At 56.9% G+C, this 23,968-nt stretch carries 13 protein-coding genes; all 13 read left to right on the forward strand.

Translation table 11 applies throughout. The annotated features are described in order from the left end of the window. Positions 1-166: 166 nt before the first annotated feature. The 13 genes from SH678x_RS11085 to SH678x_RS11145 all read left to right on the forward strand — a co-directional run bounded on the left by SH678x_RS11085 (position 167) and on the right by SH678x_RS11145 (position 23,925). Positions 167-4,765, forward strand: a complete 4,599-nt coding sequence (locus SH678x_RS11085) for an outer membrane protein assembly factor BamB family protein (RefSeq protein WP_496922976.1) — start codon at positions 167-169, stop codon at positions 4,763-4,765. Positions 4,766-4,849: 84 nt separating this feature from the next. Beyond that, the gene (locus SH678x_RS11090; protein ID WP_496922977.1) at positions 4,850-5,920 is read left to right on the forward strand and encodes a prenyltransferase/squalene oxidase repeat-containing protein; all 1,071 of its coding nucleotides are present in this window, start codon (positions 4,850-4,852) and stop codon (positions 5,918-5,920) included. 40 nt (positions 5,921-5,960) lie between these two features. Further along, on the forward strand, positions 5,961-7,016 hold the full coding sequence (locus tag SH678x_RS11095) for an AAA family ATPase (protein WP_496922978.1): 1,056 nt from the start codon (positions 5,961-5,963) through the stop codon (positions 7,014-7,016). Then, the gene (locus SH678x_RS11100) at positions 6,982-7,893 is read left to right on the forward strand and encodes a DUF58 domain-containing protein (protein ID WP_496922979.1); all 912 of its coding nucleotides are present in this window, start codon (positions 6,982-6,984) and stop codon (positions 7,891-7,893) included. Before SH678x_RS11095 ends, SH678x_RS11100 begins: the two co-directional genes overlap by 35 nt. A 25-nt stretch (positions 7,894-7,918) precedes the next feature. Further along, complete coding sequence (locus SH678x_RS11105) at positions 7,919-10,126, forward strand: BatA domain-containing protein (protein ID WP_496922980.1); 2,208 nt, start codon at positions 7,919-7,921, stop codon at positions 10,124-10,126. Further along, positions 10,123-12,603 carry a hypothetical protein gene (locus SH678x_RS11110; protein WP_496922981.1) on the forward strand — a complete coding sequence of 827 codons (2,481 nt, stop codon included), beginning with the start codon at positions 10,123-10,125 and terminating at the stop codon, positions 12,601-12,603. The genes SH678x_RS11105 and SH678x_RS11110 overlap by 4 nt, the downstream gene beginning before the upstream one ends. Before the next feature lie 8 nt (positions 12,604-12,611). Beyond that, complete coding sequence (locus SH678x_RS11115; RefSeq protein ID WP_496922982.1) at positions 12,612-14,849, forward strand: hypothetical protein; 2,238 nt, start codon at positions 12,612-12,614, stop codon at positions 14,847-14,849. A 16-nt stretch (positions 14,850-14,865) separates the two neighbouring features. Continuing rightward, positions 14,866-16,743 (forward strand): hypothetical protein, encoded by a 1,878-nt coding sequence (locus tag SH678x_RS11120; protein WP_496922983.1) that lies wholly within the window; start codon positions 14,866-14,868, stop codon positions 16,741-16,743. A gap of 28 nt (positions 16,744-16,771) precedes the next feature. Beyond that, positions 16,772-17,800 (forward strand): hypothetical protein, encoded by a 1,029-nt coding sequence (locus SH678x_RS11125; RefSeq protein WP_496922984.1) that lies wholly within the window; start codon positions 16,772-16,774, stop codon positions 17,798-17,800. A gap of 14 nt (positions 17,801-17,814) precedes the next feature. After that, positions 17,815-19,047: an NPCBM/NEW2 domain-containing protein gene (locus tag SH678x_RS11130; RefSeq protein ID WP_496922985.1), complete on the forward strand. Its 1,233-nt coding sequence runs from the start codon at positions 17,815-17,817 to the stop codon at positions 19,045-19,047. After that, positions 19,044-20,846: a S1C family serine protease gene (locus tag SH678x_RS11135; RefSeq protein WP_496922986.1), complete on the forward strand. Its 1,803-nt coding sequence runs from the start codon at positions 19,044-19,046 to the stop codon at positions 20,844-20,846. Before SH678x_RS11130 ends, SH678x_RS11135 begins: the two co-directional genes overlap by 4 nt. Further along, entirely contained in the window at positions 20,846-21,946 is a 1,101-nt protein-coding gene (locus SH678x_RS11140; RefSeq protein ID WP_496922987.1) for a S1C family serine protease, read from the forward strand. Before SH678x_RS11135 ends, SH678x_RS11140 begins: the two co-directional genes overlap by 1 nt. Beyond that, positions 21,943-23,925, forward strand: a complete 1,983-nt coding sequence (locus tag SH678x_RS11145; protein WP_496922988.1) for a PDZ domain-containing protein — start codon at positions 21,943-21,945, stop codon at positions 23,923-23,925. Before SH678x_RS11140 ends, SH678x_RS11145 begins: the two co-directional genes overlap by 4 nt. The last annotated feature ends 43 nt before the right edge of the window (positions 23,926-23,968 follow it).

Raw genomic sequence — 23,968 nt, forward strand, 5'->3', positions numbered from 1 at the left:
CGAAATAACGTCCATATAAGGCAGCTATCGCACGACCCGCCGCTAGAATTCCTTCGCCACGCTATGTTTTGGCTCTTTGAATTTGTTTGATGAATTCTTTTGGCCGTGCGTGGCCGCTTGCTCGTAATGGATTGAGTCACAAAGCATCGTTCGTCAGGAAACGTCTATGAACGCTCGGCACACCAAGCAACTTATCCCCGCACCGGGCCGGTTGATTCTCCTGCCGATAGCACTGTTCTTTTTGACGGCAATCAATGCTTCGTGGGGACAACCGCGCGTGATCGTTGGTCCAGGTGGTCGAGCTGTGATCGATCAATCGATGTCGACGGTGGATCTGCCGACCGATCGCACGATGGCCCGCGGCATCGACCGCGCGAAAGATCGGATTGCCGAAGGGGAATTCTCTCAGGCGATTCGTTTCTTGGATGAAGTGCTCTCCGGCGAACAGGATTCGTTCATCGCCGTGGGCGAAGCAGGTGAACACGCTGGTTTGAAAGAAACCGCCAGCGACATGATTCGCGATCTCCCCCCCGCAGGCCGTGAGATGTACGAATCGCTATTTGGCCCCGTGGCGCGTAAGAAATTGAACGATGCCGTGGCGACGGGCAACGTCGTTGGTCTGCGGCAAGTGGCTCAGCAGTATTTTTACACCCCCGCCGGTTACGAAGCGGCGATGATGGTCGCCCAGCACGAAGCCGACGCGGGCCGTCATTTGTCGGCGAGTCTGTTGTACGATCAACTGCTCAACACGGCCGCAGCCGCCGAGCGTTTGAATCCGCAACTCGCGCTGCTGGCCGCGCGAAGCCGCTTGGCACTGGGTGAAACCAAAAAAGCGGGCGAGGTCGTGGCCTCGGCGAGCGAGTATGACGACACCGCGCAGATCGCCGGCCGTAAAGAACAACTCAAATCCGCCGCTGACAATCCTCTCAATTGGTTTGAAAAGATCGTGGGTCTGCCCCGTCGCACCGATACGGCTCTGATCGATCAATGGCTAATGCCCCGCGGCAATGCGGCCCGCAACGGTCAAAGTGAGGGGGGCCTGCCCCACATGCGGGTGCGCTGGGAAGCAAGGCTATTGAGCCATCCCCAGTACGAAACGGTCCATAATGAATTGTGGACGTCGCTCGAACAGCGCAGGCAAGCTCTCCCCACCGCGGGAACTCCGCTGGCGATTGGAGACACGATCATCGCGACCACGGCCCAGAATGTCGTGGCCGTTGATTTCCGCACGGGCAAGCGGATTTGGCAGACGCAGCCGCAACGGATCACCGAATTCGAGCAATTGCTCAATGCCGCAACCGATATGAACCAGTTCGATGCCACGTCGCCGCTTGTCCAGGCTTTTGCCCGGCGGTTGTGGGACGATTATCTCTACAACAGCGTGAGCAGCGACGGCCAGCGGGTGTTCGTGATCCGCGATTTGAAGCTGCCCGAGTTTATCGATCCCGATCCTTTTGGCGGCATGGGGTTCCGTGGTGGTGAGTATGGCGATCAAGTCGTCGCCAATCGTTTGTGTGCTTATGACCTGGTGAGCCAAGGCAAGCTCGTGTGGGAAATCGACGGCGCGGCGAGCGAAGGGGAACTTGCGGGGGCTTATTTTTTGGGTGCCCCCGTCATTGTTGATCAGAAGCTCTATTGTCTCGCTGAAATCAAAAGCGCGATTCATCTAGCGGCCATCGACCGACATACGGGCCAACTTGAATGGTTGCAACAGCTTGCCGGTTTGCAGAACGGCATCTATCTCGACCCGTTGCGGCGTTTGCAAGCAGCGATGCCTTCCTATGATTCGGGAATGCTCGTGTGTCCTACGGGTGCGGGCGTCGTGATTGGCATTAACTTAGAAAAGCTCGCGCTGGCGTGGGCCTATCAATACGACACGACAAACAACTCGATCAATCAATTTCGCCGCGAAGGGGGCCGGGTCGTCGAACAACATCCGACGCAGTGGATCGAAAGTTCCGCCATCCTTGCCGACGGCAAGGTGTTGCTCGCTCCTCCGGAATCGAACTGGCTACATTGCCTCGACTTGGTGACAGGAAAAGTGCTATGGAAACGCGGTCGCGGCGACGGCATTTTTGTCGCGGGTGTGGAAGGCGACTCTGTGCTGATTGTCGGGCAGCAAGGTTTGACCGCGCTGAACCTCAAAACGGGTAAACCGATTTGGAAAGAAGAAACACACGCCTTGCCGACGGGTTCGATGCCGAGTGGCCGTGGGTTCTTTAGCGAAGGCAAATATTTCTTGCCGCTCAATACGGCGGAAGTCGTGGCCCTGGATATGACCAGCGGCCAGATTGTCGAACGCACGCAATCACGTTTTGGCACCGTGCTCGGGAATTTGATTTCCCACGAAGGGGCCATTCTGTCGCAGAACGGCAAGTTCCTTGATTGCTTCGATCAAATCGACGTGCTCCGCGAAGACACTGAAATGCGACTTGCCAAGAATCCTGACGATTTCGAGGCTTTGCGAACGCTGGGCGAGTTGACCTACAACGAAGGCCGGCTGGCCAAATCGATCGAGTTGTTGGAAAAGGCCTACGAACTTTCCGCCGATGATCCCCGCACCCGCGAAGTGTTGGGCGATTGTCTGCTCGAAGCGATCGAACAAGACTTTGCCGCCTATCACAACCGCTTGCCGGAATTGCGTGAGATCCTCGCGGATCAGCCCTCCAAAAAGCTGACATTGTTACGGCTCGAAGCGCAAGGCATGTTGGAGCTCAACAAGCCGGTCGAGGCCTTTGAAGTCTGTTTGGAAATCGCTCGCACGGCTGGTGAAGATCAAGAGATTTTGGAGATTGCTCCCGATCATCAAGCCAGCGCCGCGAATTGGCTACGGGCGCAGATCGCCGAAATCTGGCGTGAAGCCGACAGCCAAACACGCGAAAAAATTCTGGAACAATTGGCAACTTTGAAAGAAGAAATGCCGACTCACGATCCGGGATTGACCTCGTTCTTAGCGGGCCTGCCGGGGATCGACGCAACAGTTGATGACGAATATGCCAAGATCGCATTGGAACTCGCCAAGCAGAACCAATTGCTCGGCGCGCAGCAATTGCTCCTCGACTACACATCAAACGAAGGACCGCACCAAGCTGAAGCGGTTGCCCTTTGTTCGCGGATGCTGCATGAGCGAGGATTTAGTCGCTCGGCCATGTCGTTTGACGAATTGCTTGCTGGTCAGTTTGCCAACGTTCCTTGCTTGGACGGCAAAACGGGCCAGCAATGTCTGGCTACGTGGCGGCCTCAGGCTGAGATTAACACACTCCAGTGGCCCTACGGCAAAGTCGAGGTCGACCAAGCACCACAAACCAATCCCACGGCACCGCGCCGCGCGCAAGTGCCACTGGCGGAGATACGTTTGGAACATGGGGACGAAGTTCTCGACGGTTCCAATCTCTTTTTCTGCATGCGAGTTGGCGAGCTCTTGATTCGCGATAGTTACGGCCGCGAAGTGTTTCACAAAGTCCTCGGGGAAGAAGAAAAGCAGCTGTTCGACCCCCGAGGAATTTACGGCGTGTCCCGCGGCAATCTGTTGATCTGCTCGATTGGCCAACAGATCACCGCGATCAACACCCTCGCTAAAGAGTCTGACGCGACCGCGGTGCTCTGGCGAAAAAGCACGGTCCGTCTGACGGGTGACCGCTTCCGCTTTCAAGGTCAAAGCGTTTACGGTGGTGAGCGTCCGGGTTCGTATCGTCCTCCCCGATTCCGAGAAAGCGATCGCTTTGTGGGCGTGTTGGCTCCGCTGACTCGTGATAGTTGCGTTTTCCAAGATCAACGCGGTTTGCACTGCGTGGATTCGATGACCGGCAAATTGCGTTGGTCGCGTTTGGGCACGCCCAATGCTTGCCAACTTTTGGGTGACGAAGAAGTGGTGATCGCCGTTCCAGAAAGCACCGGACCCGCGCAGGCCTACAGCATGCTCGACGGCCGCAGTTTGGGCGAAATGATTCTGCCACGGTGGCAGGAACAACTCGCGACACAAGGTCTTAACGTGATTGCTTGGACTCGCTCGGACAAGGGTGAGCACATTCTTTCACGCCGCGATGCGATGACCGGCACGGTGGATTGGGAGAAAACGTTTGCCCGGGGTTCACACGTCGACGTGGCACGCAATCGGTACATCGCCGTGGTCGAGCCGACGGGAAGTTACCATGTGATCGATGCCGTCGATGGCCAGACGCTTGTGGAGTATAAGACTGACCCGATCCCAAGTTTGGGCAAGATTCATCTCTTCGCCGGCAGCGATCATTATTTGATCGCCTCCGAGGTGAATCTCCACACGACCGCCGACCGCACGCACATGCCATTCAATCCGTTTGATTTTGTGATCTTCAACGGTCAATTGATGGCGTTTGCCGCCGAAGATGGTAAGCCGCTGTGGTCCCGCCCCGCGGAAGTGCGTCAGGAATCGCTTATGCTTTCGCAACCAGTTGATTCGCCGATCGTCACGTTCGTCAGCAACCACACTCGGCAGGATGCGAATGGCTCGCGGCAATTGGTTGACATGCTGCTGCTCGAAAAAGCGACGGGTCGAGTATTGTTCTCGGAAGAAGGTCTGCCCCAATCGTCGAACCATTGTGTCGCGGTGGCCAACCCGGCGACGGATGAAGTGTTCATCGAAATGATCAACCGGCTGGTGCGACTCAAGTTTACCGACGAACCCCGCGCGCCCGAGCCCCCAGCCAGTTATGAGGCCGCCCCGTCGGATCAGGAAGGACCGAAGGGAATTTTCGGCATCCTGGAAAAATTCAGCGGCGTGCCGTGACACTCGCCCACCGTTTTCTTAGCACGATGCTCCGGATATAAATCAGAAGCCTTATTGCCCGCCTGAATCACTTTTCCAAGTTTTATGCCCTGCCTGTTCAGATCACTGGGTTCGTCGTCGTGGCTCACGCTCGTATTCGGTCTAGCGTTGTGTAACTCGCTGTTTAATTCAGCGTTGGCCGCGCAAACAGCCAGTGAAGCACAAGTCGATGAGCGTGTTCAGCAAGGTTTGGATTGGCTCGCCTATCAACAAGAAAAAGGGGGGCATTGGACCGCCCAGGGCCGTTATCCCGCCGCGATGACGTCGCTGGCCGGGCTTGCCTTTCTTTGCGAAGGCTCGACCACAACTCAAGGTAAGTATTCCGAGAATCTCCGCCGTGCGGTTGATTTCCTCGTGCGCCGCGCGCGGCCGAATGGACTGATTGGCGATGCAGGTGACGACCGCTATACCTATGGTCATGGGTTTGCGATGCTGTTTCTTTCGCAAATTTTGGGCGAGGAGGAAGATTTAGAACGCCGCGAGGATTTGATCCGCGTATTGACCAAGGCCGTGGTTTTCACCGGCCAGGCCCAGACCGCCGCCGGAGGTTGGGGCTATGTGAGCGCCAAAGACGGCAGCGGTTTTGACGAAGGTTCCACGACGATCACGCAAGTGCAAGGCCTGCGCGGTTGTCGTAACGCGGGAATTCCCGTCCCCAAGGAAGTTATTGATAAGGCGATCAACTACATTCACCAGTGTACGACCAGTGAAGGGGGCGTGCAGTACAGCTCCAAAGGGGGCGGCAGCCGACCCGCGATTACCGCCGCCGCGATCGCCTGCTTGTACAACGCGGGCGAATATGACGACGAATATGTGCCTCGGATGTTGGAATATTGTGAGAAAAATTTGCAGCCCGACCAACACGACAGCTTTGGCCATTGGCATTACGCCCACTTTTATTATTCTCAAGTCAACTATCGCCAAGGGGGCGACGACTGGGATAAGTATCTCAAGACGATTTCGCAGCGGATTCTGCGAGAAGTCGAGCTAATGAAAGTCGGCGACGAAACCGTCGCGGTGTGGAAGCAAGGGATGGTGGGTCCCGTTTATACGACGGCGCTCAATTTGATTATTTTGCAGTTGGATAAGGCTTGTTTACCGATTTATCAACGTTAATTGCCACGCAACAGGCGTGAATAGGAAGAGGCATATCCGGATGAGTTCTCTTGATTCGGCAAATGGAAATGGTCAGGTCATCGAACGCTTGGCCGCGGCGATAGACGGGATTCGCGATCAGCTCAGCCAAGTGATCGTCGGCCAAGATGAAGTCGTAGAGCAGCTGCTGATTAGCCTGTTCAGCCGCGGACACTGCATGCTGGAAGGTGTGCCGGGGCTAGCCAAGACGTTGCTCATCAGCACGCTCGCGCGGAGTTTGAACCTATCGTTCAGCCGCATCCAATTCACGCCCGACCTGATGCCCGCCGACATCACGGGGACCGACATCATCGAAGAGAATCGCTCGACTGGCGAACGAAATTTGCGTTTTCTCGAAGGCCCGCTGTTTTCCAACATTATTTTGGCCGACGAAATCAACCGCACGCCCCCCAAGACACAAGCGGCCTTGCTCGAAGCGATGCAGGAACGCCAGGTGACCGTCGGCCGCGTGCGTCATCAGCTTTCCGATCCGTTCTTTGTGCTGGCCACACAGAACCCCATCGAACAGGAAGGGACCTATCCTCTCCCCGAGGCGCAACAAGACCGCTTCATGTTCAAGGTGTTGGTGACCTATCCGACGTTCGACGAAGAATTTGAAGTCGCACGGCGAACAACGACGACCATGAACGATTCGGTAAAACCAGTGGTCTCGCCCGACGAAATTATCGCCCTTCAAAAACTGGTCCGCGAAGTGCCAGTTTCGGATCACGTGATTCGCTACACATTGTCGCTCGTGCGGCAAACGCGCGTCGGCGAGAAGGGCATTCCCGAATTCGTCGCTGAACAGCTGGCCTGGGGCGCGGGACCGCGGGCCGTGCAGTTTCTTATCATCGGAGCCAAGGCACGGGCGCTCATGAATCGCCGTTCGCACGTGACCGTGGCCGACATTCAAGCCCTCGCCAAGCCGGTGCTTCGCCACCGCATCGTCGTTAACTTCGCCGCTGAGAGCGACGGGGTCTCTTCCGACGACGTGATCGATTCTTTGCTTGCCTCGACGCCGACACAGGAGGATGAGTTGGCCAATGACGCCCGATTCCAAGCGATTTTTGCATCCTGAAGCGATCCGACGCATCAGCCGTCTGGAACTCCGCGCCCGACATATTGTCGAAGGCCTGTTGAGCGGTATGCACCGGAGTCCCTACTTCGGACAATCAGTCGAGTTCTTGCAGCACCGGCAGTACACCCCCGGCGACGATCTCCGGCACGTCGATTGGAAGGCCTGGGCCAAGCAAGATCGGCTGTACGTCAAACAGTTTGAAGAAGATACGAACATGCGGGTCACGATGCTGGTGGACGTGTCGGCCAGCATGCAGTACGGCAACGGTCCGCTCAATAAATATGAGTATGCCGCCACGGTGACTGCGAGCTTAGCTTATTTATTGCTCAAGCAACACGACGCCGTGGGGTGCGTAGCGTTCGATAGCACGATTCGCGCGCGTTCGCCGCTTAACAGCACCCGGCAGCATTTGTATTCGATTGTCAAAACGCTTGATGCCACGAAGCCGCAAAATAAAACCGACGCGGGCACGATCTTGCGCGAAATCGCTGAGAGTGCGCCACGTAGGGGCATGATCGTGGTCGTTTCTGATTTATTGGGAGAAGTGGAATCAACATTACGTGGCCTGCGGCTCTTAAGACAACGTGGGCATGACGTGATGGTTCTACACGTCATGGACGATGACGAGTTGGATTTTCCGTTTGAAGGGCCAACACGCTTCGAGGGTTTAGAAATTCCCGACCATTTGAACTGTAATCCGCGGGCGTTGCGTGAAGGTTATCTTGCGGCACTAGAAAAATTTCTGACCGAGTTGCGGCGAGGCTGCGCCCGCAACGAGGTCGACTACGCATTGGTGCGCACGAGTGCCCCGCTTGACGCGGCTCTCACGGCGTTTTTGAGTCATCGATTGGCCGCGGAACGCACGCGATCGGTCTGAGAATCACGTTTTAGAAAGTTGTTCGTTGTCATTTTTGTTTCAATCGCTGCTTTGGATCGGTCTGCCGTTGGTGGCCGCGCCGCTGTTAATCCATTTGATTAACCTGCGTCGGCATCAGCGCGTCGAATGGGCGGCGATGGACTTTCTGCTCGAAAGCCAGAAACGCAATAAGAATTGGATCCGGCTTAAGCAACTGCTGCTATTGCTGCTGAGAACCTCGGCGATTTTGCTCGTGGTATTGATGCTCGCTGGGCCCGTGTTGATGTCGCAATGGGGCAGTTTGCTGGGAACAGGTCAGACGCATCACGTCGTGCTGCTCGATGATACCTATTCCATGGCTGACCGCTGGCAGGACACGAGCGCTTGGGATCAAGCCAAGCAAGCCGTCGGCGAGATTCTCGAGCAAGCCACCGCGAGTGGCGGCAGTCAGAAACTCACGCTGATGCGATTTTCGCAAGCTGCCGACGCCACCGCCGGGCAAGGGCTGGAGTTTTCCGACAAACCGCTCGATCGCGAAACGCTCAATCAGGTGAACTCGCTGCTGGAAAGAACGACCGCGAGTGAAACAGCCGTGGGGCCAGTGGAAGTCATCCAAGCCGTGCTGGGACTGCCCGCCACGACCGCGGAATCGAAGATCGTGTATTTGATTTCCGACTTCCGCAATCGCCAGTGGGCCAACAATCCTCAAGCCAAACAAGTGTTAGGCGAGCTCCGCGAACAGGTTTCCGATCTGCATCTCGTGCAAGCGATCGACGAAACGCGGCCCAATTTGGCGATCACGCAACTGGAACCCGAGTCGGGCATCCGCGCGGCTGGCGTCGAAACTTGGATGCTGCTTTCGGTGGCCAACTATGGCGATGAAGCCGCCGTGGCCGTGCCGGTGAGCATTTCGCAAGACGGTCATAAACTGCCTGCGGTGGAATTCGATGAAATTGGTCCTGGGGAAGAAGTGACACGACGATTTCGAGTGGCATTTCCCACCGCGGGCCCGCATGAACTCGAAGCCCAAATCGCCAGCGACGCGGTCACTACCGACAACAAGCGGTTCTTCGCCTGCGATGTCCCCAACACATTTCCCTTGTTGCTGATCGACGGTTCTCCCGCAGGGGATGACGGCTACTATTTGCGGACCGCGTTGAGTCCCGGTTCCAGCAAACCGGGTTGGAGCCCACGGGTCGAGCCCCCCAGCTTTTTGCGCGATCACGACGAGCTCAAGAAATTCGCGGCCATCTTTTTGCTCGATGTCCCCCGCCTGGACGATGCCGAAGTGACTGCGTTGGAAGATTACGTCAAGCAAGGCGGTGGCCTAGCCATCTTCCTCGGCCCGGAATCTCAACGCGCGTTTTATAACGACCATCTTTATCGCGATGGCACGGGCTTGATGCCGGTTCCATTGGATGTGCCATCCCAACTATTGAGCGACGGTGCGGAAGAGACCCCCGATGTGGTGGTGACCGATCACCCCGTGTTCCGGATTTTTGCCGGCCAGCGCAACAGCTTTTTGTCGGTCGCTCAAGTGAACTTGTATTACGCGACCGCGCCGCAAACTTCGGCGGACAATCCCGACGTCCGTGTGATCGCCCGCTTGCAGAACGAAGCCCCCTTCGTGGTGGAAAAAAAATACGGCGCGGGCCGCGTCGTTGTGCAGCTGAGCAAGTTGTCGCCCAAATCGACGGACCTTGGCGTGTGGAGCAACTGGAGTTTGAATCCCGTCTTTCCGGTCGTTGCCAATGAACTGGCCGGATACCTGACCGCAGGGGAGCGCGAAGCCGACGTCGAGCAGGTTGGCAGCGACATCGCGTTTGATTTGCCGGAAGATGATTACGAACCCGAAGTGCAGGTTCGCACGCCCGCGAGCGATGCGCTCGTGACGCTCACCCCGCAAGCGAAAGATGGTCGTTATGTGGTCGATGCTGGTCGCGGCCAGGTGAGCGGCGTTTGGCAATTCGCTTTGCAGCCCCGGCAGCAAGCCCCCGCGAGCCATTTGGTCGCCGTCAATGTGGCCAATGGCGAAGGCGACGTGCACCACATGGATCGCGCGGCCTTGGCCAGCGAACTCACTGGGATCGACTACCAATTTTCGTTGGCCTCGCAAATGACCGCCGCCGATGATCAGCTCGCCGGTTACCGTTTGGGCGACACGATGCTGCTCTTTTTGTTGGGGGTACTCCTCGCCGAGCAGTGGCTGGCGTACAAAGTGAGCTATCACAGCCCCGTGGGGAGCCGGTCATGATCCCTACGCTCCCCATCAATTTGCTGTTTGCCGCGGCAAGTGACGCGACGGCACCTACACGTGAACTCGTGACCTACGAATTTCGGCGACTCACGCAATTCGACGATCCGCGCATCTTTTGGGCGTTGCTGGCCGTACTGGCCGTGTTGATCGCGGCCTATATCGTGTGGCTCTACCGCCGCGAAAGTTCGACGCTCTCCCCTGCCCTGCGGTTAGTTTTCCCCGTGCTGCGAATTATCGCGTGGACCGGGGCAATCCTGTTTTTCCTGGGTCTCGAAAAGCGGGTCGATCAACAAATCGTTTCCGATTCGCAAGTCGTATTGCTTGTCGACACCAGCCAAAGCATGTCGGTGGCCGACGTGAATGCCGAAAGTCGGCAGCCGCTCACCCGTGGCGAAGCGGTCGCGCAAACGCTTGAAGAGTCGCCGCTGGTGAAATCGTTGCGCGAACGGCACAAGGTTTCACTCGCCACGTTCGACCGCGACTTGCGGCAGATTCGCAGTTGGGATCGCGGCACCGATATTTCGGAAAAGCCTGCTGAAACGGCTGGTGTTTCGCCACAGGCGTTGCAGCCTTTGGATTGGGAAGATGCCCTGCAACCGCGTGGCGTCGAAACTCGGCTTGGCGACGCTTTGAAGGGGACACTCGATCAACAACGCGAAGGTCCGCTCGCCGGGATGATTGTCATCACCGATGGCGTGCAGAACAGCGGCATCGAACCACTCTCCTTGGTCGAAGGCGACGAGCAATCTTCCGTGCCGATCTACACCGTCGGCATTGGCTCGAACGAACCTCGCCGCAATTTGCGAATTCAAGAACTGAGCGCACCCTCGCGGGTTTATCCCGAGGACCGCACGATGGTCACGGCAATGATTCAGGGCGAAGGCTTTGCCGGCCGCACCGTGCCGGTGCAGCTTTACGCCCGTGAAGCGGAATCCAAAGACGCCGTACCCGCATTGGTCGGTGAAGCCCAAGTCACGTTCTCCGAGGATTCGGAAATCTTGCCCGTGGAGTTTCCCATCGAGCCTGCGGAGATTGGCCGCTTGGCGTTGGAGCTGCGCATCATGGCCCCGCGCGAGGATCAATATGCCGGAGATAATGAGCGCGAAGTGGAAGTGGAAGTTGTCGAAGCCAGCACCCGCGTGCTGTTGATCGCTGGCGGTGCTTCGCGTGATTATCAATTCTTACGGAATCAATTGTTCCGCGATCGTCACGCGACGGTCGACGTCTGGATTCAATCCGCCGACGGAGGCATCTCGCAAGAGGCCGATCATATTCTCAACGGTTTCCCGAGCACCCGCGAGGAACTTTACAACTACGACGCCATCGTGGCCTTCGATCCCAATTGGGAACTGCTCGATGCCGAGCAAGTGGAAATGCTCGATTCGTGGGTCGCCGAAGAAGCCGGTGGGTTGATCGTTGTCGCAGGACCGATTTATACGCTCAGTTGGTCGCAAAGCCCGGAACTCGGCAAAATCCGCGCGCTTTATCCCGTCGAGTTCCAACGCCGACTGACTCTGCTTGACGATGGACTTTATGGCAGCAAGAGCCCGTGGCCCATTCTGTTCACCCGCGAAGGGGAAGAAGCCGAATTTTTGTGGCTCGCCGATGATGCCGTCGAAAGCCGCGTCCGTTGGGAAGAGTTTCCCGGCGTATATGGCTGCTACGCCGTGAAAGGTCCTAAGCCGGGGGCGCGTGTGCTGAGCTACTATGGTGATCCCGACGCGAGTCTTTCCGGCGACTATCCTGTTTATATGGCCGAGCAATTTTACGGCAGCGGTCGTGTGTTTTATTTGGGAAGCGGCGAGCTCTGGCGGTTGCGTTCACTCGACCCCGCGTATTTTGAAGTCCTCACCACGCGACTTATTCGCCATGTCAGCCAAGGCCGGTTGCTGAAAGGTTCGTCGCGGGGGCGCTTGCTTGTCGAGCAAGATCGTTATTCCGTCGGCGATGAAGTCGTCGTGCGGGCGCAACTTTTGTCGGCGAGCCGCGAGCCCTATCTGGCCGATCAAGTCACCGCCCAAGTTGTGGAAGATGGCGGCCGCAGCAGCACTCTCGTGATGCAACCCGATAAAAGCCGACCGGGGAACTATATCGGGCAGTTCACCGTCAAAGGGGAAGGCTCCTATCGCATTCAACTCGCCGTGCCCGATGCGGTCGACGAACAACTGGTGCGCCGAATTCAGGTGGTGGTTCCCGATTTGGAATTCGATCACACGCGACGCAACGATGAATTGTTGGCGGCGCTCGCTGCTCGCACGGACGGAAAGTATTACACAGATTTGACCGCCGCTGTGAATGGCACCGACGATGTCAAACCGATCGGCGAGCTCATCGAAAGTCGAGCCGAGACGCGCACCTTGCGTGGCACGCCCGACCCGGTGTTTGGTGAACGATGGAACAAGATTTTGCTCGCCGTCATTTGTGGCGCATTGTGCCTGGAATGGCTGCTTCGTAGGTTGGTGAAACTCGCGTAAGAAAGTGTATGGCCTCCGCTTCCCTATCCACTGCAATACCCAAGACGATTGCCCGTAAGGTGCAGTGGTTGCGGCTGCTCGTGCGCGGATATGTGGCCGTCGAGGGTCTTGCGGCGACGACGATTGCCGCGGGACTCGCCTTTTGGATCGCTCTGTTCTTGGATTGGTCGTTTGAACCGAGCGCTGCGCTGCGCGTGATCATGTGGGCCATTGCCGCCGCTGTGGTCGGCTTTGTGGCGTGGCGGCAATTTTTCTCGCGGTTCTTTGCCCGGCTCTCCGACAACAACATGGCCTTGCTGTTGGAACGGTCGTTTCCCCAGATCAATGAAAGCTTGGTCACAACGCTGCAAGCCGCGCACAGCCGGTTTAGCATCTCACCGCAGCAACGCGAATTGCTGACCAACACGAGCAACCAAGCCAGCCACCGATTGCAAGAAGTTTCGCTCACCCGAGTGTTTCGGTACCAGCCATTGATCTGGAAGTGTTTGGCGGCGGTCGCACTCGTGGGGTCCATCGTCGCCTTCGCTACGCTGCGTGCCAACGCGTATCACTTCTGGCTCGACCGGATGGCCCTGTCTCATGATCTTTGGCCGCGGCAAGTGCAGCTCGCGGTCGCGGGTTTCGACGAAATGGATGGCGAGCGAGTTCGCAACGTCGCCCGCGACGATGACTTTGAATTGCAAGTACTGGCTTCGCTCACAGACAAGCACGTTGCCCCCGAGCAAGTTGAGATTCGTTATGAACTGGCCGATGGTCGCCGGGGCCGCGATACGCTGACTCAAATCGGTGCCGCGGTCGCTGGGCAAGATGATGCCCAAAAGTTCCGTTACGACTTCAAAAATCTATCGGGCGATATTTCGTTCGATGTCATCGGCGGTGATGACCGCATTCGCGATCTGCGATTGCATGTGGTCGAGCGCCCCCAGATTTTGCAGACGGCAGTAGAGTGTGAGTTCCCTGCTTATTTGGATTGGGCACCGCGTTCGATTCCGTTCACGGGGCGGGTCGAAGTCCCTTATGGTTCGCAGATTGTCTGCAAGGCCGAGGTCAACAAGCCGCTCACAGAGGTTCGCGTTTACGACCCCGCGACCAAAGAAGAAATTACCGCGGAGCTTTCCAACGACAAGCCACGCGAATTCAGTTTCCCGCTCTCGACGATCAAGGAAGACCGGATTCTGCTCGTTGATTTGCGCGATCAGGATGGCGTCGTCAATCGCGAACCGTATCGGCTGATGGTCGCGATGGTGCCCGATGAACTCCCCGAGGTCGCCGTGCAACTCCGCGGCATTGGCGCGGCGATCACTCCCCAGGCGACGATTCCGCTCGTCGGCACGATTGTCGATGACCACGGCGTGGCTGAAGCGTGGATTGATGGTCAGATCGATAAACATGAGCCCCAGCGGCGTCCGCTCGAAAACATTGCCGACACGAGCCGCGAGAATGTGGAACTCGGGCAGTTTGATTTGGCGGCAATCGACCCCGAAACGCAGGAACGATTGCTCGTCTTGAAGCCGGGGCAACAAGTGACGCTCTCGGTCAAAGCGCAAGACGCCTATGACTTAGACGATGCACCACACGTCGGTTCGAGCCAGCGGTTTGTGCTCGACGTGGTGACTGATTCACAGTTGCGATCGCTCTTAGAGAAACGCGAGTTGGGTTTACGACAACGGTTTGAAGCGTTGCACGAAAAGATGGTTTCAACCCGCGAATTGCTCACGCGGATTGAACTCAATCCCCAAGGCGAGGACGGCAAGCCGTTGAGTGCCGACGAAATCGCTCAACTCAAAGAACGCGATAAACTGCGGGTCGTGGGCGTTTTGCAGAATGTGTCGCAACTTGGCTTTGAGACGTTTGGCGTGGCCGAAGGGTTTGAAGATATTGTCATCGAACTCGAAAACAATCGCATTAACACCGAAGAGCTCACGCAACGCTTGGGCCGCGACATCGCTGAGCCTTTGCGGGTCATGGCGGCGGATTTGATACCCGAGCTAGAAAAACGTGTCCAGAAAATCCCTGCAGCCCTCGACGACGGTAACGGAAATGCCGACGTGCTTTCCGCGGCAATTATCCAGTCCGATGAAGTTGTTGCGGCTATGCAACGCATTTTGGACCGCATGCTGGAGCTAGAGAGTTACAATGAATTAGTGGACTTGTTGCGCGGCATCGTGGAAGACCAGAAGCAATTGAGCGAAGAAACCCGAGCCCAACGCCGCGAGCGACTACGTAGTATGCTCGATGAGGAATAATCGAGAGCGAAGACCGATGATCCAAGTTTTCAATCACTGGCGATTCTTTTGCATGAGCGTGGCGCTCATGCTCACGCTCGCGGTCGCGGTCGGTCCACTCTTCGCTCAAGAAGAAAAACAGAAATCGGACCTGGCCATGCAAGAGCAATCCCTCTCCGAACGCTACGACCGCTTGGAACTGTTGGCCGGTCGGCTGGCGGAAATGTCGAAAGCGACGCAACCTCGCCGTGCGGAGCTTTTGCAACAACTCGTAGCCCGCAGCCGCGAAAAGGATTTGCCAGGCCGCTTTGAAGCCATCGTCGAAGCGCTTAAGACCGACGATCTGAGCAAAGCGAACGATGGTCAAACGTCCTTGCAATCCGATCTGCAAGCGATGCTCGAATTGTTGTTGCAAGAAGATCGCGATCGGCAGATCGAATCCGAGCGGCAACGCATCAGCAAGTATCTGGCGGAACTCAACAAAGTGATTCGCCAGCAACGCGGAATTCGCGCTCGCACGGCGGGTGGCGATAACGAAAAAGAGCTCAGCGACGAACAAGATCGCACGGCCGACAATACCAAACAGCTGGGCAACAAGATCGAAGAGACCGAAGTCAGCGAAAAAGACAACTCCTCGGAAGCTGATTCAGAAGGCAAAGAGTCGGACGCCAAGAATTCCGACGGCAAATCCGCTGAAGGCAAACCAAGCGAATCCGATTCCAAGGACGGTAAGCCGGGAGAGCAATCGGAATCAAAGAACGGCGAATCAAAAGAAGGAAAGCCAGGCGAGCAATCGGAATCTCAAGAGAAAAAACCCGGCGGCTCCGAATCCAAGGAAGGCCAAGCCGGTGAGAAATCCGAATCGGAGTCAAAGCCGGGCGAACAACAAGCGGGTGAACCCAAGCCGGGCGAATCCGACTCGAAAGAATCAGGTGAATTAAAACCCGGGGAATCGAAGTCGAGCGAGGGACAGCCCTCAGACTCCAAGCCCTCCGATTCCCAATCCCAGGGTTCGCCGAGCGAATCTCAAGGTCAGCCCGGCGAATCGGGCGAAAGCGGCGAATCGTCAGAGAGCCAAGAGCAACAAAAATCACAAAGCCCTGGTGAAAAAGCGGTTCAAAAACTTCGCCAAGCTCAACAAAAGATGAAGCAGGCGGAAGAACGCTTGAAAAAAGCGGAACGCGAAAAGGCCGTTGAAGAGCAAGAAGCCGCGCTGCGGGAACTTGAGCAAGCCAAGGCCGAACTCGAAAAAATCCTCAGGCAACTGCGTGAAGAAGAAATGGAGCGGATGCTCGTGCTGTTGGAAGCCCGGATTCGCAAGATGCTCGACGCACAGAACGAAGTTTATGACGAGACGGTGAAGTTGGACCAAACCACTAAGCAGATCGCTCATCATGAACTGGAAATCGCGAGTGCAAGCTTGGGCCGCAAGGAAGATCAAATCGTCAACGAAGCCGATCGCGCGCTGGTGCTGCTCCGCGAAGATGGCACGTCGGTGGCGTTTCCTGAAGCGTTGCAGCAAGCCCGTGAAGATATGCAGACCGTCGCCGAGCGGTTACGCCGCGTGAAGCCCGACAAGATTACGCAGGGGCTGGAAGAAGATATCATCGCCACGCTGGAAGAAACGCTGGCGGCATTGCAGCAAGCACTCAAAGAACTGCGCGAGCAGAAGGCCTCGCAGCAAGGTGGGGGTGGCGAGCCCGGCGAGCAAGCTCTGGTAGACCAGTTGGCTGAATTGCGTATGATTCGGGCATTGCAAAACCGCGTGAACGACCGCACCGAGTTTTACGACAAGATCATTCTCGAAGACCGCACGTTCGAACCAGAGCTCCGTGAAGCACTCGATGGCTTGGCGGAACGCCAGGAACAGATTTTTGAAGCGACCCGCGACTTGGATCAAGGCACCAATCGATAACAGACATGTTTTCGCACACTGACAAAACTTGGTTGGCCGTTGTCACGCTCATCTCTGTGAGTATGGTTGCGCCCGCGCGGCGCAATTGAGCTTCGAGCCGAGTTGGCAACTGCCCGCTTATGAAGATGTGCGGGGAGAGGTGTTCGAGTGGATCGATCAATCCGAGGCCAACGCCAAGTTAAAACAAGAAGCGCGGTCGCTGTGGCCGTCGGTGGCATTGCGAGAAATGGATGGCCCGGCACTGCTGGATAGCGTGGTCGAAACTGCAGCCCTGCTCGATCCGCAAGTCGCCGAGTTGGTCAAACAAAGCAATGCCGAGGTGCAAATTCCCAAAGCACCCGACGTGAGCTGGATCGGCGACAGCGATTTGCCGGAGTTCGTTCAGCAAAACCTGCGGCTGTATGTGGCCCGCTGGCTTGGCCAGCAAGCGATGTACGATGAAGTGCTCGAAACGGTTGGGGACATTAAGCCCGACGATGTTGTCGACCCGGCCAGCTTGTTGTTCTATCGAATGGTGGCCTACCATCAAATCGTCGAGCCCGATCAAAGCCGTGTCGCGCTCGTGGAACTATTAGAACACGAAGATCAACTGCCAGTGCGTTATCGTCAAATTGCCGAGATGATCCGCCAAGATCTGGCGGGGCTTAAAGATGAGTCGCTCGATCACATTTCGCGTCGCATGAACGACGTCCGTCGGCGGCTGAAATTGGGCGAAGCGGGTAAGACGGTTCAAGTCGTCGAAAAAGGGGTGTCCGATTCGCTCGACAACATGATCAAGAAGATTGAAGAGCAACAAAAGCAACAACAAAGTGGCGGTGGTGGCGCGGCCCAAGGTTCCACACCGATGCAAGACAGCCAACTCCCCGCGATGCAAGCTCCCGGCAAGGTCGATCCCAGCGACATTGGCCACAAGTCGGGTTGGGGGGATTTGCCGCCCAAAGAGCGTGAAGAAGCGATGCAACAAATTGGCCGAGAATTTCCCGCCCACTATCGCCAGTTGATCGAGCAGTATTTCCGCGATCTGGCCGATGAATCGACCAACGAGCCTCAGAAGTAACCCCGCCGAATATTATGTCGCGAATTTTTCCCCTAACCCGCTGTGTGATTGTGTCGCTGCTGTTTTTATCAACAGCATGGGCGCAGCAGGTCGAGTTCACCCAGCTCGATGGTAAAAAATCGACCGGAGAACTCACCGATTGGCAAAGTGATCAACTGACCGTTGGAGTGGAGGGGAAAGCCACGACGATCCCAGCGGCAGATTTGCTGTCCGTGCGGATGGTCGACGCGCCCGTGGCCAAGGTGGTCTTTACGCCAACGGTCGAATTGGTCGATGGCACACGCATTCCGTTCACAGAGTTCACAGTCGCTGATCGACAAGCCAAGATTGTCACACCACTCTCTCCGCAGCCGATCACGATCCCTACGCAAGAGATTCGCGGCGTGCAGTTCGTAGCGTTAAAAGCCGGCACGCAACCATGGCAGCAAGATCTTACTGCCGACGTGCTGGTGATCACCAAGAAGGATTCCGATCAAACCGAAACGCTCGAGGGAATCATCGGCGACGTGCTACCTGAACAGGTGTTGTTTTCCTGGGATGGGGACACGATTCCCGTCAAACAGAGCAAGATCGCGGCCTTGGGATATTTTCACGCGCAAGCGGCTGAATCCGGCGAGCCGGTTTGTTTGTTGCAACTCGTATCGGGAGCGTTACTGCCTGTAGCTAAGATCGAGCAATCGGGTGATGAACTGCGCGTAACGACCGTTGGCAAATTGGAATTCACACTGCCGCTGGCTGATATCATCAGCGCCGACTACTCTCTCGGAAAGCTGACCTATTTAAGCGACCTTGAGCCGCTCACCTCAAGTTGGACGCCACTTGTGGCGCTGCCCACAAGAGCGGAATCAATTCAAAATTTCGGTGAGTTCCGTCGGAACATTTCCTTCACGGGTTCGCCACTCACGCTCTCGTGGCCCGGCAAAGATAACACTGCGCTCACGACTTACGATAAAGGGTTGGCGATTCGCAGCCGCTCGGAACTTGAATATCGACTGCCTCGAGGTCTGCGGCGATTCGTGGCAATTGCGGGGATCGATCCGCAAACCCAATCCCAGGGGAGCGTTGATCTGGCAATCGAAGTCGACGGCGCCCAGGTCTTCAAGCAAACCATCGACGGCACCGCCGAACCGGTGGCCATCGATTTGGATATTGCCGGCAAACAGCGACTCAAGCTGATCGTGGACTATGGAGAGAACCTCGATTTGGGCGACCGGCTACACGTGGTCGACGCACGATTGGTGAAATGAAATACCCGCTACTAATCAACTGTTGTTTGCTGCTGGCTGCGTTCGGGGGAATTGCGCGTGGCGAAGTCACGCCTGATCCGCAGGTGCTTGCCACCGAAGCCGAGCGCGTGGAAGTCGTGAAGCGGGCCTCAGCCGCCGCGGTCGCCATATTTGAGTCGAGCGGCCAAGGGGGTGGTTCAGGCGTGTTGATCACGCCTGATGGTTTGGCGCTCACCAATTTTCACGTCACAGCCCCCTGTGGCGCGACGATGAAATGCGGACTCAACGATGGCCAGCTTTATGATGCAGTGATCGTGGGCCTAGATCCCGTGGGCGACGTCGCCTTGATTCAATTGCTCGGTCGTGATGATTTTCCCACGGCGGAGCTGGGCGATAGCGACAAGGTGCGCGTCGGCGACTGGGCTTTCGCGATTGGCAATCCGTTTTTATTGGCCGACGATTTTACTCCTTCCGTCAGCTATGGATTTATCTCGGGTGTGCATCGCTATCAGTATCCCGCCGGCACGCTGCTGGAATACGCCGACTGTCTGCAAACCGATGCGGCGATCAACCCCGGCAATTCCGGTGGCGCTTTGTTCGATGCCGACGGCAAACTCATCGGCATCAACGGCCGTGGCTCGTTTGAAAAGCGTGGCCGTGTGAACGTCGGCGTCGGTTATGCTATTTCGATCAATCAGATCAAGAAATTTCTCTCGCACCTTGAAGCGGGACGGATCGTCGATCATGCCTCGCTGGGCTTCACCGTGAGTACCGGCGAGATCGGCCGCGTTGTGGTCGACGATATTCTGGAAACCAGCGACGCCTATCGCCGTGGCTTGCGCTATGGTGACGAAATCGTGGAGTTCGCCGGCCGAGAAATTACCACGGCCAATGCGCTCAAGACTGCCCTTGGTACATTCCCGCGTGATTGGGTGACAACACTCACCTATCGCCGCGACGGTCAGAATCACAAGGTGACTGTGCGACTGCCTGGCGTACATGACCCCGCGCAGCTGATCGACATGATTCAAAAGCAAGAAGCGGAGCCTATGGAGCCCTCGGAGGAGAAACAGCCCTCTGACGATCCGTTGGAAGAGCCCAAGGAAGGCAAAGAGAAAAAGCCGGGCATGATTCCCGATCTGCACAAGCTGCTCAAGAAAGAGCCCGAAATGCCTGCCGCGGTGAAAGCGCGTTACGAAGAAGTTCGCGGCTATGCCAACTATTGGTACAACCGGCAGAAGCAAGAGGAACTTTGGAACAAGTTTCGTGCTGAAAATCATCTGGAACAAATGGGCATGAGTTGGCAACTTGCTGGCACCACCAAGGATGGCGAGTTCACGCTCAAGATTGGTCCTGACCGCGCGGAGATGCGTTTGCCCACGGGCCAGTTTGGCGCGGTGTTCGCCGGTGATCTCGACACACAACTCAGCCCCCCTGGCTCTGGTGGGTTGTTATTGTCGCTGCATCTATGGCAGCGGATGTTCGACAAAGGCCTGCAGAAGTTCGGCGAAGTGTTTTATCTCGGGCAATTGCCGCTGGGTGAGAATGGCGAACTGGTTGATTGCCTGGTCGGCTATCATGCTGGTCTCGAATTCCGTCAACTCTTTTCACCGGCCACGGGTGAGCTCGTGGGGCTGGAGATGTCGCCGTCCGATGATGCCGACCCCTGCGTGATTCATTTCTCAGAGTACGGTGAAGTCAACGGTAAGCGTTTGCCCAAGCGGTGGCGAGTACGTCACGGCGACAAGAAGTTTGCCGACTTGCAGATTACTTCCTGGCAGATTGATAACGCGGCCCCTGCCCCGGAGGCGACCAACTGATGAGCCGTGCCGTCTGCAAAATGATTTGTTGGTTGGCAACGCTGCTCATCATCGGCGATTTACAGGCTCAAGATCTCCACAAAGTCATTCGCCAAGCTCAGCAGAAAGTCGTCAAGATTTATGGTGCGGGCGGATTGCGACAGATGGAGTCCTATCAATCCGGCATCATCGTTTCGCCCGAAGGGCATGTGCTCACCACGTTGAGCTATGTGCTTGATACCGATGACTTGGCGGTGGTGCTTGATGATGGGCGTAAGTTTTTGCCCGAGCGTGTGGGGACAGATCCCTTGCGTGAGCTGTCGCTCTTGAAACTGCCGCTCGAAGAAGGGGAAACCGTTCCCTACTTCGATTTGAAGCAGAAGCCCGAAGTCACCATCGGCGAGCGAGTGATGGCGCTCAGCAATTTGTACGGCATTGCCGCGGGTGATGAACCTGTGAGCGTGCTGCAAGGCATGATCACCGCGATCGCACCGCTTGATGCGCGCCGTGGTTCGTTTGCCACGACTTACCGTGAAAATGTCTACATCACCGATGCATATGCCAACAACCCCGGCGCAACGGGTGGGGCGCTGGTCAACTGGCAGGGCGAACTCTTGGGCCTGTTGGGCAAAGAACTCAAAAGCCGCGTAACGGGCACGTGGCTCAACTATGCCTTGCCGGTGACGAGTTTCGCCGAAAGCGTCGACAACATGATTGCCGGTCGCGCGAATAATGTGGAACCGCCGTCGCAACTTCCCGAGGAATCGCTGAGCCCTGAATTGCTCGGTATCCGTTTGATTCCCGATGTATTGCGGCTCACGCCTCCCTACATAGACGCCGTGCGGCAAGGCTCGAGTGCCGAGCAAGCTGGCTTACGGCCTGATGACTTGATCGTGTTCGCCGCGGGCAAGCAAATTGCTTCCTGCCGGGCGCTTATTGAAGAATTGTCTTATCACGATCAGCGCGAGGAAATCGATCTGGTTGTGCTGCGTGACGGCGCGATTGTCGAGACGAGTTTGCAACTCGCGGAAGAACCTGTTGCAACTTCTGAAAACTCGCCAGCAGAAGAAACGAGCACAGACGAACCCACCGCGGAAGATTCCGAGGAGGCCGCGCCTTGAATTGCAAAGCCTTTTTCGTGATGTTGGCGTTGTCCCTTACTGCGACTGCTAGTTTTGCGGCGGATCGCGATTACGCTCTCGAACAACAAGCCATCAACCAAGCCACCCAAGCGGTTGCAGATTCGGTCGTCCAGATTCGGACGGTGGGTGGCTTTGAGCGCATCGGCGAAACGACTGTCTCGCAAGGCCCATCAACCGGTTTGATCGTGACCCCCGATGGCTACATCGTGTCGAGCGCGTTCAACTTCGCTCAACGCCCGAGTTCGATTCTTGTGACGCATCCCAGTGGCAAGCAACTCCCCGCCGAATTGGTGGCCCGCGATCTCAATCGCATGTTGGTGCTGCTGAAAGTTGAAGCCGAGGACGAACTCCCCGTGCCGACGTTTGTTCCTGAGCGGGAGATCGCCGTGGGGCAATGGGCCCTGGCCTTGGGCCGCACGTTTCAGACGGACAAAGTCGATACGTCGCTCGGCATTATCAGCGCGCTCAACCGTATGCATGGCCGCGTGGTGCAAGCCGATGCTAATGTCTCCGCGGCCAACTATGGCGGACCTTTGGTCGATATTCGCGGCCGCGTGTTTGGAGTACTCGTTCCCATGTCACCGCAACCTGCGGGCGCTGGGGCGGAAAGCGAAGTCGCCGGCGCCGAGTTTTACGACTCGGGCATTGGCTTTGCGGTTCCGCTGGAGCATGTCCTCACGACGCTCGACCGGTGGAAGGAAGGCGAAGATTTGCTTCCCGGCAAACTGGGCGTGGCCCTGAAAGCGGGTAGCCCGTTTGTCGAACCTCCGGTGATTCATACCGTGTGGCCCGGTTCCCCCGCGGCTGAGGCGGATTGGCAGACGGGTGACACAATCATCGCGGTCGATGGCAAAAGTGTTGCTACGCAATCGCAGCTTCAGTTCTTGACTAAGCCGCTTTATGCCGGAGACACGCTCACGATTTCCTTGCGCCGCGGCGAAGGAGACAAAGCGGAAGAACTCGACACCGACATCACGCTCGCCGGTGAGTTGCCGCCCTATCGGCATGCGTTCTTGGGCATCTTGCCGAAAGCCGAGCAGAAAAAAGCGAAAGACAAGGGAGTCGTCGTGGCCCACGTGTGGCCCGGTTCGCCCGCGGCCCGCGCCGGTGTTGAAATTGCCGATCGGCTGACGAAAATCAACGACACGGAAATCGCACATCTTCCCGCGGCGATGGCTACCCTGCGAGCTTTGCAACCCGAGGAAGAAACTAAGCTCACGATCATGCGTGATGACAAAGAGCGGGAACTCTCGACCGAGCTCACGACTCTGCCAGACAACATCCTGACGAGCGTCGATCTCGATCAACAGGGCTCGCTCAAACCTGCCGAGCCGCGTGAACTGGAAACCTTGAAGCTGCCGCAATTTCCGCAAGAGGCCAAGTTTCTTACGCCCGATAGCAAACCGGACCAGCCCGGACTGCTGGTTTGGCTTCCCGAGAAAGGTGAGGAAGAAGAAACGGCGCTGGCTAAGTCTTGGCAAGCCGTATGTGATGCGCAAGGCTTGGTGCTGCTGATGCCGCGACCGAGTGGCGAAGATGGTTGGCAGTTTGAAGACTTGGAATATCTCGACAACTTGGTGCGCATGGCGAAGGGAAAATTCAACGCGGACCCACTGCGGACCGTGATCGCCGGCAGCGGCAAGGCGGGCCAAGTAGCCTATGCCCTGGGGCTGCGGCGGGCCGACGAATTCAGCGGCGTGGTTGCCGACAATGCCCCCCTCCCCCGTACGCTGAAGATCCCCGACAACTCGCCATCGAATCAGTTGTCGCTACTGACCATCATGCCGGCGAATTCAAGCTTTGCCCCCCTCGTGAAGCAAGACATCACGCAGCTTCGCGAGAAAGGGTTCGCAGTGAGCATCCTCGAACGCCCCGCGGCAACCGACGAAGGCCAGCTTCTCGACGCCAAAACCCGCGCAGCGCTGGCTCGTTGGATCGCTGGGTTGAGGCGGTTTTGAACCAGGGGAGTCATCCTGAGAGAGGCTTGCCGACCGAAGGATC

The organism is Bythopirellula superficialaquae (assembly GCF_059632245.1).